This is a genomic window from Pacificimonas sp. ICDLI1SI03 (genome assembly GCF_054740865.1).
Window position 1 is genome coordinate 753640 of sequence record NZ_JBSQAU010000002.1, and the last position, 13829, is coordinate 767468.

Consider the following 13829-nt stretch of genomic DNA (forward strand, 5'->3'; position numbering starts at 1 on the left):
GTTAGCCGTGGCCTAAGTCGTTGACACGCCCGGGTTACGCACCGGAATAGGGTAAAACTTGGCGGCAGTGACGAAGGATATATCGAGCCGCTCCGCAACCTCGTTCAGGGACAGGCCGGCAGCAGCAAGACGGGGGACTTCCACACGCGCAGGGCCAAGGCGCCGGGGTACGCGGATATGGGTTCCCGCAAACGCTTCCTGCAGGGCGGGCGCGTCGTCGCCCATGATCCTCTCGAACCGTTTGGCAGCGTCCGAGGTGCTACCTTCGAAGGGGACATAGATCTCCCGTCCAGCATGATGCTCGACGAGACGCCGGAAGCCCGCATCGCCGATCATTTCTCGCACTTCGGTGCTGCTCGCGAAGCTCATTCGTCATCCCCTTTGGGGGCAGGCAGGAGGACTTGAGGCGAAAAGCCGAATGCTGCCGAGATGACCTCAATACCGTGCTGGTCGAGCGTCTGGTGTCGATGATCGACGGAGCCGGTTACGTGATGTTCAACCCGTTTCCGAACCTCAGGTGATAGCTTCTCGATGCGCCACTGCAGCGCGTGAAGCCGAACCTTGATCGCCTGCGCATTCTCAGGGTTTGCGGTTGCGGCCAAGGCAGCATGCTCCGCGTAGAGGTTCTCTGCGTGTTCGTGCCATGCGGATTCCAGTTCTGCAGCGAGATCATCGTCCGCCTTCACCCAGCGGTGCAATGTGCGGGATGATATCCGTCCATCGGCCTCGCAAGCCGTCTTCAAAAACTCCCCCGCCGCGATCCGGTCGATGATCGCCATCGCAATCTCGCGGCGCTGGTCGTCGATTAGGGCAGGGGCAGGGGAGTCTTTGGGCATCCGACCTACCCCTTGCGGAAAGCAGAAAACAGGACAGACGGCTCGACCGCATCGATGTCCCAAGCAGGGAAGATGGCTTTCGTGTGCCGGCCATCCGCACGGCTGAGCTTTGCTAGCTGGCGGGGATCGTGAACCGAGCAACCCTCCGGCGTCTTCCGGCCATGTCGCATGGGGTGTCTGTAGGCACCGTCATTGATGCGCCAGAGGTTAAACATCGGATCGAGAATTTCGGTGCGCATCGCTTCGGAACGGGAGACGAGTTCGCCGTAATACGCTTCGCTGCAGGCATGGGCAGCGAAAAGGATGGCGTCGTGTAGATCAGCCTCCAGTTCGGGGACTTTTGCTTCCAGCGCGGCAATGCGCTGCTTGCCACGGGCAATGCCGCCACGGAGGGGCGCCGCTTCCTCGCGATGAGCCTTCACTGCCGACTTGTCGCGGGTCACAGCCTGTTTGAGCTTTGCCATGATTGCGCTGCCCGTCTTCATGTCAGGATCGGCCAGAAGTGCATCCGCAGCGTCGGCATCGCCGTAGCCCGTGGTCGATGGGGTTTCTTCGTGCACATGGTCGAGACGGGCCTGCAATCGGTCTGTGCTGGTCTGCAGGGTTTCAATCTCAGCCTTGGTGAGCGTCAACGCGCGTTCAGCGTCGAAGTAGGCTTCGATAGCCTGCTCGGCTGCCTTGGTGGCACGCTTGTCGGTGATGATGGTATTCATGAGGTTTTGCTCCAGCGTGCAGCTGAAGCTGCCCATTCCGGCCGGCACGCTAGCGGCAGGGTGGACGGGGAAAGACTTGGATGAACAGCTAGGCGGTTGCGAGAACCTTCTGCACGGTACTGAGCGACACGCCCGATGCCTTGGCAGTGGCGCGCAGACTGTGGCCCGCGCTTCGCAACTGAACGATTTCTGTGGCCTTGGCCTTCGGCAGGGACGGGCGCCCGATAGGTCTCTTGCCCTTGGCGCGGCGAATGTGATCCGGTTCGGCTTTTGCCCTCGCCAGCCCAGCCTTCACACGCTCGACGATCATCGCCCGCTCCAGTTCGGCGAACACGGCCGCCATTTGCAGCATGGCCCGACCGTGAGGGGTCGACGTATCGATGGCCTGGGAATGATAGAACTGCGCGATGCCGTGTGCGTCGAGTTCCGCCATCGCCGTTGCGACTTGGCTGGTCGATCTGCCCAGCCGGTCCACTGACCAGAACACCGCGATATCGAACTTCCGACGGGCAGCGTCCTTCATCAGAGCTTCCAGCCCCGGTCGCTTGTCCCGCCCCTTCGCACCGCTGAGCGCCTCGTCTGTATAGGTCTGAGTGATCGTCCAGCCCTTCAGGTCCGCCAGCTTGTGCAGATCCCGCCGTTGGTTCTCGACGGTCTGCCGGTCGGTGGAGACGCGAAGGTACAGGGCGGCGCGGGTCATGGAGTTCGTCCTCGATCAGTGAGGCAATCACCGTATTCCATGATGTGCTATAAAACAACTGTTTTGCGGTACATTTAATGCAGGGTGTCAGAACCGCAGAAATGCGTGCTTTCGATGCAGCCGTTCCAGCAGGGGTTTGCGGTACAGTCCCTCGCGCATGCGCACGCGAGGCTGACAGGCTGGCCGAGAAGGTAGGCTCGCCCATCATCAGAACCTCGGTGCGGGCATGGACCCACGCTTCTGGTCGCCCGGTTCGTCCGCCCCACTGAATGAAACCGCCTCAGCCTCACTTGCCACACCCCCACCCCTTACAGGGGGGGGGTGGTGGTGGGGCAGCATGATGCGCAACACCTGCCACACCTTGCACCGCCTCACTCGGTTTAGGTGGGGCAACATTGTTCGGGGGGGTGCCGGGAACAACATATTTCCGGGTCATTCGTTTAGCGTCTGGGCGTTCCTCAATTGCCAGAAGGTTTCCCGTCCACTGCTTCTGCAGGGTGAGTATCCGCTTGCGTCCCGGGGGAGTGGAAGCGTCCTCTCCGATGACGTTGCCAATTGCATGACCTACCCAGTCCGGGGATTGCCAGTTGTCCCGCCATTCACCTTCAGAGACTGCCTGATAAACGGCGCGAAGCACGGTGTGGTTTATGCCGTCAAAAGCATCTGGCGGCGTCCAGCTTTCGACAACACCGACGCTATCGCCCCACTGTCCGGAAGGGTCGTTGCGAAGGTATGTGGACGCCAGTTTAAACCAGTCTGCCGCTTCTACAGGGGCTCGATTGTGCTTGTCGTCTTGGACAGCGAAGTAGGCTCTACGTTCATCGTCACTGACTCCGAACTGCTCTGCCTCGTCGGTCGTCATCCGGTTCAGAGTGAGGGCTACGCGCGCGGCGTAGGGCAACGCGACGGCCCCACGGCTCTTTTCCGCAGTAACCTTTTCACCGCCCATTTTTGGGGTGTGATGCACTAGGACCACCGCGCAGTTGGCGCGCTTAGCTACCCGGCTCCATTCCTTGGCGATCTTGTCTATTTTGCTGTTCGCGTTCTCTTCGACCTGATGAGAGGAGACGAAAGGGTCTATGACTAAAACGTCAATCTCCCGGCGGAGAAGCTCCGAAACCAAAGCCTCGATGACCGGGGTGTTTATCTTTACGCCTTCAGCTGTTTCCGTTGCGGTGCACAGTCCGGCCCCATCCATCCCGCTGTCTACAAACAGCCGTCCTTGGCAATGCTCTGCCGTTAGTCGATGATGTATAGCTGCAGCTGACAACTGCCTCGCAAGCTCGTCGCCATCGTCTTCGAGATTCCACAGCCAAACGCGCTGTGGCCCGCCCCATATGGTCTTGCCGAGAAATGCGGTGCCGCTTGCAAGAGCCATAGCGGTTGCCGCCATGAAAGACGATTTCCCGACGCCCCCTGGGGCGATGACCGCCGTCATGGTGCCTCGAAGCAGCCACCGCCCATAAAGCCAGGCCCTTTCAGGTATTTTAGCGGGGTCCGGCCATCCAAAAGGGGTCGCAGTGATTGAGAAAACGCCGCCGTTCTCCTCACCCGCCGGAGAAGCGAAGGGTGGGTAGTGTTCGATCTTGGCTACGTTCTCAAAGCCGGCCATGGTCATTCCAATCCGTGCCGGGAGTACCTGGCATCCTGATTTCGACATCGCGGCCTTCGCTGGACCAGCGCCGTGCGCATTCCCGTGCCGCTTCAAGTCCGGCTTCGTCGTGGTCTGCGAAGATCGTGAGGCATTCGACGCCAGCGAGAACCGGCAACCGGGCGATGCCGCCCGCACTGCCCATTGCCCACATCGGGGCAAAGCCATCCTGCAAGACGGTCATTGCGTTCTCGATGCCCTCGGCAATTCCTAGGCCCGTCGTCACGTCCGCAGCGTCGGTGAGCATGATGGCGCCGGCACGACCAAGCATCGCGCGATCAATCTTTTTACCGTCCGGGGTGAGCGCCGTGCGGTGCACGCCGCAGGGTGCACCAGTGACAGGATCGTGCATCAGCGCCAGCATGGCCGGGTGCCGCTCGCCCTTGAACGGACAGGCAGGGTGGAAGCGGAATATCTCTTCCGGGCAGTCTTCCGGGAGACTCAGGCCGCGCGACCTCAGGTAAGTCTCAGCGAGCGTTCTTTGGGGATCGTCGCCACAGTTCCAGAGATGCCGCGAATTCCTGTCGCGCCGCCGCTGGGCAACGTCATCGACTGGCGGTCGTGGTGTCGCAGTTCGGGCAACCGGGCGCTGGCTTGGTTCGGCGCCGAGATATGTCAGCGCATCCCGCGTCTCGCAGCGCAGCTCGCGCTTTACGAGGTCGAGAACACCCCCACCTTCGCCCGCTTCATGGTCGAACCATCGCCCGCGTTGAAGATCGACGGCAAGCGATCCCCTGTTCCCGAACCGTAGGGCGGTGCGAGTCGACATCTTCCGGTTTGGCTCGCCCAGCAATGCACGTGCGACAGGTTCCATTACGGCAGCAAAGTCGATGGTTTCGCCGGTCACTGGCGGCCACCCTCGACCCGTTGCGGCCGCCATCCAATGTACAGGATTTCGCGACCGGTCGAAGCGTATCGACGTACCAGAGGATCGCGCGCGGCAGCGAGCATTTGCCTTAAATCGGCGCTGAATGCGGGCTTGGCTTGTGGCGTTGCGAGGCTACCCTGCATTGCATCTTCCTGTGGCAGGGGTGCCTGGGATGATTGCGATGGGGGCCGCGTCTGCCTGGGTGCGGCCCTTTTTCGTGGGCGTGCTCATGCGGCTGTCTGCACTTCGATAATTTGGGTCTGGACCCATTCCAGCACGTCGGATGGGCGGTAGCGCGCCGGCGCATTCGGCGCCGATCCAAGCTTCAAATGAACTGGCCCGCGACCATTCTGCCGGTATCGTTCCAACGTCCTTGCGGTGATCGGAAAGCCTTGGTTCGTCGCTAGGTCCGCTGCCTCTACAGTGTCTATTATGTTCACGCTGTTGCCTCCGTGATCTGCGATGCGAGGGCATTTGCCTCGCCAAGTGAGACCATCGAATCTTCGGCGCGTGAAAGACATGCCAACACTGTTGGCTGCTCAATCGGCGTCTCCGGCGCCGAGCCAGGGAAGATTAGGGCTAGAAGATCGGAACGGGCGTAGTTGAGGTTTTCCGGACTCGGCCAACCTATTGAAAGTATTTCCCGCGGTTTTCCGCTGCGATAGCTAATAAATGGCGGAAATGCGTCTGTTCTCGTTAACCATTTTTGAACACCATCATGTCCATTGTTGAGACGACACAACACAACAGGTGGATCAACGAAATGGCGAAAGTGGTGAAGGGCGATGCGCGGTTTCTGCAGCAGCAATTGCTGCGAGCCATGATCGGCGATACCGAAGCTCTCTACGAGCTTGGCGTGGCATATTCCGTCGGTGGCGACGGCGTCGACATGAACCTGATCGAAGCGCATAAATGGTTCAATCTGGCCGCCGCGAAGGGTGACGTGCGGGCAAAGGAGAATCGCAGCGAGGTCGCCAGCGAGATGAATTCCGAAGAGATTGCGGCGGCGCAGCGAGAAGCGCGCGCCTTCTTGAAGGCGGCGGCCTGAGGACGGCCCTTATCGGGGCGTACCGTCTCGCTTGAACGGACCCATCGACCCGAGCACCTCGATCTCGCGTTCAACGGCCTCTCGCTCCCGATCGAGAAAGGCAGCGACCGCCGTGCGCAATCCCGGATTTGCGATCCAATGTGCTGAATAGGTTATGACCGGCTCATAGCCGCGCGCCAGCTTGTGCTCGCCCTGGGCGCCGGCCTCTACGCGCGAAAGGCCGCGCTCAATGGCTAACTCTATGGCCTGATAATAGCAGAGTTCGAAATGCAGGAAGGGCACGTCCACAACCGTGCCCCAATAGCGACCGTAAATGCAGTCGCCGCCGATGAAATTCAGTGCTGCTGCAACGGTCCGCCCCTCATGCTTTGCCACGACGAGCAGCAGCCGATCGGCCATGGTTTCGCTGGCGAGGGAGAAGAAGCTGCGCGTCAGATAGGGCGAGCCCCATTTGCGCGCGCCAGTATCCTGATAGAATTCCCAGAAATCGTCCCAGTCGGCCTCCGTAATTTCCGCGCCCTCCAGGCGGTGGATCGTCAGTGGCCCCTCTGCAATGCCGCGGCGTTCGCGGCGTATGGCCTTTCGCTTTCGTGAGGAAAGCGCGCCGAGAAATTCTTCGAAATCTCCATAGTCGCGGTTGAACCAGTGAAATTGCTCACCGTGGCGGACCAGCCATCCGGCATCCTGAAAAACGGGCAGCTGCGCCTGATCGATGAAGGTCGCATGGGCCGAAGACAGGTCATGCTGGCGGCACACCGCCTCCGCACCCTGCAGCAATAGCGCCGGATCGCCGCCCGCTTCGGTCAGCAGGCGCGGCCCGGTGGCGGGCGTGAAGGGCACGCTGATCTGCAATTTCGGATAATAATGACCGCCGGCACGCTCGAACGCGTCTGCCCAGCCATGATCGAAAACGAATTCGCCGCGGCTGTGCGATTTTACATAGGCGGGCATGATGGCCGTCGCGGGCAGGCCCTCATTCTCCCGCAGTGCAAGATGCGCGGGCTGCCAACCGGTTGCGGCCACCGCGCTGTTCGATCTTTCCAGCGCGACGGCAAATTCGTGCAGCGCGAATGGGTTCGCCGAACCCGCGCAGGCATTCCATTCGGTGGCTGTGAAGGCGTCTGCCGAGGTGAGGAGTTCGATACGGGGGTCTGTCATCTGCCCATAAGATAGTGCGCGAAAATCTCAGGCAAAGCGCCAGATGGGCGCACCCGCCCGCTTTGTGGCAACCGCGCCGGGACGCCGCTGAATCACGCTGGGGATGGGCCGGCCTTTGCGAGGGATTTGGCGGCCAGCCCCTCGACGATTACCTGGTCGGCATGCAGCCTGCCATGTTCCAGGTCTGCCTCGCTGCGCACCGTCCAGGTGAAGGCGCGGCGCCCCGGTTTCCTGAACATCTTCGCAATGCGGCTGGGCAGGGAGCGGACATCATAGGCGATGAATTTCGGCTTCGCCTGCTGGATCATCAGCATGCGGGCGGGGCCGCTGCCGCGCCATGGCGCGCCGACCGTGTCCGATTCCTCGCTCATCACCAGGCCGTTCAGCATCGTGGGAAAATGGTCATGAAACCAGCGCGAGACGGCGGGATTGAAAGACATGATCCCAACCGGGCCGACATAGCCCTCAAGCGCGCGGCGAACGGCGAGGGCGAGGGCGATGGGGGAATTGTCGCCGGCCTTCGCCTCGATCAGCACCGGAACGCGGCCAGCAATGTGCAGCAACGCATCCTGCAGGCTGGAAATCGTCTCCTCCGAATTGCGCAGACGGACCTGGGACAATTGCTTCATCGAGGATTTGATGATCTGCCCGGTCTGATCGGTCAGGCGTTCCAGCGTCGCATCGTGAAAAACGACGGCCCCCGCCTCCTGGGTCAACTGGACATCAAGTTCGATCCCCAGCCCCGCCTCTATCGCTGCGTCGAATGCTGCAAAAGAATTCTCGACCGCTCCGCCATCCACGTGCAGGCCGCGATGCGCAAATGGCAGCGCGGAAAGCGCTGCCATCTTTGCCTCTAGCTGGCGCCGCTTGTGCCTGGCTGCGTCAGTCAGCATTTGTTTCGATGATCGCGTCGATTTCGACCGCAACGCCGCGGGGCAGGGCGGCAACGCCGACCGCGCTGCGTGCATGGCGCCCGCATTCACCCAATATATTCACCATCAGATCGCTGGCGCCGTTTGCAACCTCCGGCTGCTGAGTAAAGCCGGGCGCCGACGCCACAAACACGTTCAGTTTGACGATTCGCTGGATGGCATCCAGCGATCCCAGCGCGGATTTTGCCTGAGAAAGGATGGCGAGCGCGCAGCGCTGGGCGATTTCATAGCCCTGCTCCGTCGTCACATCCTGGCCCAGGGTTCCGCACATCAATTCCCCATCGGCGTCGAACGGGATCTGGCCGGCGGTGTGCAACTGGTTGCCGGTGCGCACGAACGGCACATAATTGGCAGCCGCAGAGGGCGCTGGTGGAAGGCTGAGCCCATGAGCCGCGAGGCGCTCTTCGATTGACATATTACCCCTCTTTCCGGCTTGCCTCTCCAAAGGCAAGCGCTTCGTCATGTTTCCGATTAGCGACGGGAAGCGGTTTTGCCATGATGACATCGTCATAATGGTTCGCACCGATCATGAAGCGGCGGCTGCCGATCAGGGAAAAACCGTTCTTCTGGTAAAAGCGGATTGCGCGCCCATTACGACTGTAGACACCCAGCAGCAAACGGCTGTTACCGGCGGCCAAGGCATGTTCGACTGCCCGGCCCATCAATTGCGCCGCAACGCCAGAGCCGTGAAACCGGGACAGGACATAGATGCGCTTCAATTCCACGTCGCCCGGTCCGACCTCCACATCCGGCAGGTCCGGTGGGCTGAGGGCGGCATAACCGATCGGTGCCCCCTTCCTGAGTTCGGCAAGCCACAGCGCCCCGTCGGCAGACCGCAGGCGGGCGGCATAATCGTCGCGCGAATGCTGGTGCATACAGTGCATCACGATATCCTCGCCCCTCAGCACATGGGCGAAGCTTTCCAGGAATGTTGCCTGACCTATCAGCGAGAGGCGCGCGGCGTCTGCAGCCTCAGCGGGGCGGATGCTGAATTCGGTATCGTCCATGGCGCGCGTCTGCCGCGATGGCGCCGCACGTGCAAGCGTCCGGCGCCCCGATGCGTTGGGGCGTTCAATTCTCGGTTGAAGGTAGCCCGGAAAGCTGTACGGGGCCGAAGCGGCCGGACTTTGCAAAAGAGAGAGACACGGGGGCTGCGGTACACGTGGCGGGGAACGCGCAAAATGCTGCAGATAATGCTGCGCAGCATTTGTCTAAGATTACCGCACTCTCAAAATATTAGCGCACTGCACCCCCAAGTTAAGCCGAGCGGCCGCGCACCCAGAACCTCGCGCTACTTCCCAGCTGCTTCAGGCTGGGCGGCGGCCCGGACCGAAGGACGCCATAGCGGAACAGGCGGGCGGCGACGAAGATGATCAACCCCGCAAAGGCCAGCTGATAGGCGATGGCCAGCATGTGCATGCCGAGCTGTTCGCCAGCAGCGGCGCGCGCGGCCCACATATAGGGCGCGGACAGCGGGAACCAGCTGGCGATGGTGGCGCTGAGCCCATCGGGATCGCTGATGGCACCGATGGTCCATACGAGCACGACCATTTGCAGGATGGTGATCGGCATTGAGAGGGTCTGAACCTCTCGGATCGACGTGCAAAGGCTGCCGATACCCAGATATACAGCGCCGTAAATCAGATAGGCGGTCACGAAATAGGCGGAAACGAGGGTCACGAATTGGGGCCAGCCGCGTGCTGGGTCGGCGAGAATGCCGGCGGGAAGCTGCCCAAGAATGAACATCGCGCCACCGCCGAATACCGCGCCCCAGACACCGACGCCGAGAAGCGAAACTGCGAGCATGCCCACCAGCTTGCCGGCGAAAATCGCGGGAATCGGTACCGAAGCAACGAGTATCTCGATCACCTTATTGCCCTTCTCCTCCACCATGTTGGACAGGAGTGCGCCTGCCAGGAGGGAGATGAGCGTGAAGAGGACAATGGCCGCGCCGGTTGCGAGCGCTGTGCTGCGATCATCAGGCCGCTGCCCGGCGGGTGCTTCGCGATCATCGTCGGCGATGGTTTCGACGCCGATGTCCGGGCGTCCCGCCATCGCTGTCTTCAAGGGCTGGAGCAGCCCGGCCTGATCGAGTGCACGCCGTTCCCATGCCTGTCCGGCAAGGGTGCGCAGACGGTCCACATTCGTTCCGTCGCGGCGGACGACCGACACTTCGCCTTCCCGGACCAGAACGACGGCACCAAAGCGGCCGGGATCGCCGCTCAGCAATCGCTGCGCCTGGCGGTCAAGGTCGCCCTCCGCCGTGACGCGGGTCAGCGCCATGCGTGTCGGTTCAAGCCCCAGCGCCTTAAGCGTGTCCCCGGTGCCCAACTGGAATTCCCGCTCTATGCGGTCCAGTCGATTATCTTCTGTCAGGGTTTGAAGCTGTTCGAAGTCAAGGCGCGCCGGCGGCGGTGACAGCGCCTCTGGCAGTGCCTCGGTCGGACGCACCGTCGAAAATCTGCGTCGTAATTGTGCATAGCGGTCGCGCGCACGCTCCAGCCTTGCTGTCTCGAGCAGCCAGGGTGCGAAGGCGCCCTCTGTATCGATTACCGCCGCGCTGGTCGGCTCTCGTGACGAGTCGCCACCACCGCCCTGCGCGACACTGGCGAGGATGCCGAAAAGGAGGCCCAGGATGGGCATGGTCAGCCATATGAGAAAGCCGCGCGAAAAGATGGTCGCGGTGATGTCGCGGCGCGCGATCGTCCATGCCGCCCTGACGAAACCGGGCGCGTTCATCGGTACGTCTCCTGCTCGGATGATCGGAGGTTGATGTCGTCCGCCTCTGGATCGCCGACCATGGCCACAAAGGCATCGTGCAGCGTCGGCCGCTCCGTCGTCAGTTCGCTGATGCCGACATTTGCGGCGACCAGCCGCTTCAGCGTCGCATCGAGTCCTTCATCGGGCAGGGGAAAGCGATAAAGCCCATTGGCATCGCGGGCGAATGTTGCCGGCAGATGACCGATTGCATTTTCCAGCGGGTCGACGGTGCGCATCACCACCTGCGCGGGCAGAACAGCGCGCGCCTGCGCCACGGAACCCGAAAAGCGCGTTCGCCCGCCTGCAATCAGGACCAGACCGTCGCACAGACGCTCGGCATGGGACATGATGTGGGTGGAAAAAAGGATCGTCGCGCCGCGTGCTCGTTCCCCGATGATGATCGATTCCAAAGCGGCCTGATTCACCGGATCGAGGCCTGAAAATGGCTCGTCCAGGACGATCAGGTCCGGCGAATGCACGAAACTGCCCAGCAGTTGAACCTTTTGCGCCATTCCCTTTGAGAAGGTTCTGATCTTTGAATGGATTTCGTCGCCGAGGCCATGGGTAGACAGCAATTCCTCGGCGCGTTCCCGCCCGGCCTTCAGCGGCATGCCGCGCAGGGCGCCCATGAACGCGATGGTCTCGCGTGCCGTCATCGAAGGATAGAGGCCGCGCTCCTCCGGCAGGTAACCGATGCGGTGTGCCACGCTGAGCGGATAATCGTCACCCAGAACCGTCACATAGCCCGCGTCAGGCGACAGGATGCCCAGCAGCATTCGGAGCGTGGTCGTTTTGCCCGCCCCATTCTGTCCCAGGAAACCGAAGATACTGCCCGCTGGCACGGTCAGGTCGACGCCGCCCACCGCCATCTTATCGCCGAATCGCTTGGCGAGGCCATGTGCCTCTATGGCGTAGGTCATCCGGGTCTTTCCATTCCGGCCGCACCATGCGCTCGCCGGGAAGGGTAAGCGCATGGCCAAAGCAAATTTTCCTGCGCGCAACGACGCCCGGGGCGCAAGTTCGGGGTGACGTTGCCGCTCTCCTGCCTACATATGGCAGAGTGAATGATAAGAAAGCCTTGCCAGATTATCGCGCGTCAGAGCCTGGCGCTGCGGATATTCGCGCCGAAGCCGCACGGCTGGGCTTTTCCTCCTGCGGCATCGCGCGTTTCGACGCGGTACCGCAGGCCGGTGCCCGATTGAAGCGATGGCTGGACGAGGGAATGCACGGCGACATGCTGTGGATGGTGGAAAAGGCGGACCGCCGCACCAGTCCGCGTGACCTGTGGCCGGAGGTGCAGAGCGTCATCATGCTGGGCATGAGCTACGCCCCCTCGCTTGACCCGCTGCGCCATGCTGACCAGCCCGCGATCGGGGCGGTATCGGTCTATGCGCATGGCGGCGATTATCATGATGTCGTCAAAAAGCGGCTGAAGTCGCTTGCCCGCTGGATCGTCGGCGAAGCGCCAGACAGCGAATTAAAGGTGTTTGTCGATACGGCGCCCGTGATGGAAAAGCCGCTGGCGCAGGCGGCGGGCATCGGCTGGCAGGGGAAGCACACGAATGTCGTGTCCACGCAGGAAGGGTCGTGGATGTTCCTGGGCGCGGTTTATACGACGCTGGACCTGCAGCCGACTGGGCAGCACCCGGATCGGTGCGGCAGTTGCGATGCCTGCCAGACCGCGTGTCCCACCAATGCCTTTCCTGCGCCATATCGCCTGGATGCCCGGCGCTGCATTTCCTATCTGACCATCGAACATCAGGGACCGATCCCGCACGAGTTTCGCCGCGCCATTGGCAATCGTATCTATGGCTGCGATGATTGCCTGGCCGTCTGTCCGTGGAACAAGTTCGCCAGGGCCGCCGAAGAAATCGCCTTTGCCCCGCGTCCTGCGCTCGTCCGACCGAGCCTCGCTGATCTGGCACAGCTTGACGATGGCGCCTTTCGCGACGTTTTCGCGGGATCGCCAGTAAAGCGCATCGGGCGCGAGCGTTTCGTGCGAAACGTTGCAATCGCCCTCGGCAATCAAGGAGGCGACGGGGCGGTGGCAGCGTTGACGCCGCTGCTTGATGACACCTCGGAAGGCGTTCGGGAGGCGGCGCGATGGGGGCTTGAAGAAAGTAGAGGAAATATTAGCTTAATTTAAAATCGCGTTATTTGATGATGCCCGCTTTCTGCCGGCGAAACTACCAATCAATATAAAAGGAAAAGCATGCAAATTGTTGGAGACAGTTTTGGGGTCGGCTTGTGTAACCTGTGTGGAGAGCAAAGAGAAATTGTCGATTCTCATATGATTCCGAAGTTCGCATTCAAATGGATGAAAGATACCTCTCCAACAGGTGTTTTTCGTAGCAAAAGTAACCCAAATCTTGTTCCACAAGATGGCCCCCATCGCCATTTTTTATGTTCAAAATGTGAAAGTACTCTCAATGACTTTGAGACGCCTTTCGCGAATGTGGTATTCCATCCTCGAGTTCTTGAGGAGGATCTAATTGGCATTTCTTACGGGCTTTGGTTAAAAAAATTTTGTGTGAGCCTACTGTGGCGCGTTATGGTTATGAGCGAACATAACCAAAAGTTGAAAAATGAATTTTCTCATATTGAAAAAAATTGGCGCGAATACACCTTAGGTGAAACTGCGAATAATTGCTTTCCAATATATTTTATAGCTATGAAACCATTAAGATGTCTTTCTCATGTTGACTTGATTCCCCCAAAAAATTGGAACTTGTTTATTCTTAGATCAATTGGACACGGTGTTATCAGCGTTAAGGGGAATGGGGGCGTTGAAGATTTCTTATATGTCAAATTGGCACGCTTTTTAATTTTAGGAAAGCTAAGTACCGGGGAAAGCCAATATATTCAGAGACAGGTCAAAGAGGATGGATCTTTCGAGGCAATAGACTCCCTGCTTCCCAGGCAGCTTTACCATGAGCTTGTTAGAGAGGCCTCCACTGCTGAGAATTGGTCGGAAGCTATGTCAGAACGGCAATGGACGAAGATGGCCGAGGCGTCTGAGAAAGTGACCGCTGATCAGCGAGCTTTCGTGGATATTGCGAAGAGATTAGATGCCCATCTTTTTGGATCGGCGGCCTTAGAGAGGGCAGTGGCTGAAGAATACCAAGCGCGGGGGAGGCCGCTTCCTAAAAGGAGATGAAGGTCG

General features: G+C 60.4%; 15 protein-coding genes. 3 read left to right on the forward strand and 12 right to left on the reverse strand.

Annotation, left to right across the window (positions count from 1 at the left end; genetic code table 11):
• Positions 1-12: 12 nt before the first annotated feature.
• The 6 genes from ACSMXM_RS15635 to ACSMXM_RS15660 all read right to left on the reverse strand — a co-directional run bounded on the left by ACSMXM_RS15635 (position 13) and on the right by ACSMXM_RS15660 (position 4747).
• Positions 13-369: a hypothetical protein gene (locus ACSMXM_RS15635; protein WP_460317358.1), complete on the reverse strand. Its 357-nt coding sequence runs from the start codon at positions 367-369 to the stop codon at positions 13-15.
• Entirely contained in the window at positions 366-836 is a 471-nt protein-coding gene (locus ACSMXM_RS15640) for a terminase small subunit-like protein (protein ID WP_460317359.1), read from the reverse strand. The genes ACSMXM_RS15635 and ACSMXM_RS15640 overlap by 4 nt, the downstream gene beginning before the upstream one ends.
• Before the next feature lie 5 nt (positions 837-841).
• The gene (locus ACSMXM_RS15645) at positions 842-1549 is read right to left on the reverse strand and encodes a hypothetical protein (protein ID WP_460317360.1); all 708 of its coding nucleotides are present in this window, start codon (positions 1547-1549) and stop codon (positions 842-844) included.
• A gap of 88 nt (positions 1550-1637) precedes the next feature.
• Positions 1638-2249 (reverse strand): recombinase family protein, encoded by a 612-nt coding sequence (locus ACSMXM_RS15650; RefSeq protein WP_460317361.1) that lies wholly within the window; start codon positions 2247-2249, stop codon positions 1638-1640.
• A gap of 286 nt (positions 2250-2535) precedes the next feature.
• On the reverse strand, positions 2536-3867 hold the full coding sequence (locus ACSMXM_RS15655) for an AAA family ATPase (RefSeq protein ID WP_460317362.1): 1332 nt from the start codon (positions 3865-3867) through the stop codon (positions 2536-2538).
• Positions 3848-4747, reverse strand: coding sequence for a DUF7146 domain-containing protein (locus ACSMXM_RS15660; protein WP_460317363.1), 900 nt, complete (start codon positions 4745-4747; stop codon positions 3848-3850). Before ACSMXM_RS15660 ends, ACSMXM_RS15655 begins: the two co-directional genes overlap by 20 nt.
• Before the next feature lie 739 nt (positions 4748-5486).
• Between ACSMXM_RS15660 and ACSMXM_RS15665 the strand changes: the two genes are divergently transcribed.
• Positions 5487-5816: a hypothetical protein gene (locus ACSMXM_RS15665; RefSeq protein WP_460317364.1), complete on the forward strand. Its 330-nt coding sequence runs from the start codon at positions 5487-5489 to the stop codon at positions 5814-5816.
• Positions 5817-5825: 9 nt separating this feature from the next.
• Here ACSMXM_RS15665 and ACSMXM_RS15670 read toward each other — a convergent pair whose 3' ends face one another.
• The 6 genes from ACSMXM_RS15670 to ACSMXM_RS15695 all read right to left on the reverse strand — a co-directional run bounded on the left by ACSMXM_RS15670 (position 5826) and on the right by ACSMXM_RS15695 (position 11586).
• Positions 5826-6974 carry a GNAT family N-acetyltransferase gene (locus ACSMXM_RS15670; RefSeq protein ID WP_460317366.1) on the reverse strand — a complete coding sequence of 383 codons (1149 nt, stop codon included), beginning with the start codon at positions 6972-6974 and terminating at the stop codon, positions 5826-5828.
• Between the two features lie 92 nt (positions 6975-7066).
• Positions 7067-7819: a glycerophosphodiester phosphodiesterase family protein gene (locus ACSMXM_RS15675; protein ID WP_460317367.1), complete on the reverse strand. Its 753-nt coding sequence runs from the start codon at positions 7817-7819 to the stop codon at positions 7067-7069.
• A 37-nt stretch (positions 7820-7856) separates the two neighbouring features.
• Positions 7857-8321 (reverse strand): RidA family protein, encoded by a 465-nt coding sequence (locus ACSMXM_RS15680; RefSeq protein WP_460317368.1) that lies wholly within the window; start codon positions 8319-8321, stop codon positions 7857-7859.
• A gap of 1 nt (position 8322) precedes the next feature.
• A complete protein-coding gene (locus tag ACSMXM_RS15685) occupies positions 8323-8913 on the reverse strand; it encodes a GNAT family N-acetyltransferase (RefSeq protein ID WP_460317369.1) in 591 nt (196 codons plus the stop codon).
• Between the two features lie 250 nt (positions 8914-9163).
• Positions 9164-10645: an ABC transporter permease gene (locus ACSMXM_RS15690; RefSeq protein ID WP_460317370.1), complete on the reverse strand. Its 1482-nt coding sequence runs from the start codon at positions 10643-10645 to the stop codon at positions 9164-9166.
• Positions 10642-11586, reverse strand: coding sequence for an ABC transporter ATP-binding protein (locus tag ACSMXM_RS15695; protein WP_460317371.1), 945 nt, complete (start codon positions 11584-11586; stop codon positions 10642-10644). Before ACSMXM_RS15695 ends, ACSMXM_RS15690 begins: the two co-directional genes overlap by 4 nt.
• 140 nt (positions 11587-11726) lie before the next feature.
• Here ACSMXM_RS15695 and queG point away from each other — a divergent pair, with 140 nt between their 5' ends.
• Positions 11727-12812, forward strand: coding sequence for a tRNA epoxyqueuosine(34) reductase QueG (gene queG, locus ACSMXM_RS15700; RefSeq protein ID WP_460317372.1), 1086 nt, complete (start codon positions 11727-11729; stop codon positions 12810-12812).
• 66 nt (positions 12813-12878) lie between these two features.
• On the forward strand, positions 12879-13823 hold the full coding sequence (locus ACSMXM_RS15705) for a hypothetical protein (RefSeq protein ID WP_460317373.1): 945 nt from the start codon (positions 12879-12881) through the stop codon (positions 13821-13823).
• Positions 13824-13829: the final 6 nt, after the last annotated feature.

Excerpts from the sequence above, each read along its gene's own strand:
- ACSMXM_RS15655 (WP_460317362.1), bottom strand. The coding sequence starts at position 3,867 with ATGACCATGGCCGGCTTTGAGAACGTAGCCAAGATCGAACACTACCCA.
- ACSMXM_RS15690 (WP_460317370.1), bottom strand. The coding sequence starts at position 10,645 with ATGAACGCGCCCGGTTTCGTCAGGGCGGCATGGACGATCGCGCGCCGC.
- ACSMXM_RS15685 (WP_460317369.1), bottom strand. The coding sequence starts at position 8,913 with ATGGACGATACCGAATTCAGCATCCGCCCCGCTGAGGCTGCAGACGCC.
- ACSMXM_RS15680 (WP_460317368.1), bottom strand. The coding sequence starts at position 8,321 with ATGTCAATCGAAGAGCGCCTCGCGGCTCATGGGCTCAGCCTTCCACCA.
- ACSMXM_RS15675 (WP_460317367.1), bottom strand. The coding sequence starts at position 7,819 with ATGGCAGCGCTTTCCGCGCTGCCATTTGCGCATCGCGGCCTGCACGTG.
- ACSMXM_RS15695 (WP_460317371.1), bottom strand. The coding sequence starts at position 11,586 with ATGACCTACGCCATAGAGGCACATGGCCTCGCCAAGCGATTCGGCGAT.
- ACSMXM_RS15645 (WP_460317360.1), bottom strand. The coding sequence starts at position 1,549 with ATGAATACCATCATCACCGACAAGCGTGCCACCAAGGCAGCCGAGCAG.
- ACSMXM_RS15670 (WP_460317366.1), bottom strand. The coding sequence starts at position 6,974 with ATGACAGACCCCCGTATCGAACTCCTCACCTCGGCAGACGCCTTCACA.
- ACSMXM_RS15650 (WP_460317361.1), bottom strand. The coding sequence starts at position 2,249 with ATGACCCGCGCCGCCCTGTACCTTCGCGTCTCCACCGACCGGCAGACC.
- ACSMXM_RS15635 (WP_460317358.1), bottom strand. The coding sequence starts at position 369 with ATGAGCTTCGCGAGCAGCACCGAAGTGCGAGAAATGATCGGCGATGCG.
- ACSMXM_RS15640 (WP_460317359.1), bottom strand. The coding sequence starts at position 836 with ATGCCCAAAGACTCCCCTGCCCCTGCCCTAATCGACGACCAGCGCCGC.
- ACSMXM_RS15665 (WP_460317364.1), top strand. The coding sequence starts at position 5,487 with ATGTCCATTGTTGAGACGACACAACACAACAGGTGGATCAACGAAATG.
- ACSMXM_RS15705 (WP_460317373.1), top strand. The coding sequence starts at position 12,879 with ATGCAAATTGTTGGAGACAGTTTTGGGGTCGGCTTGTGTAACCTGTGT.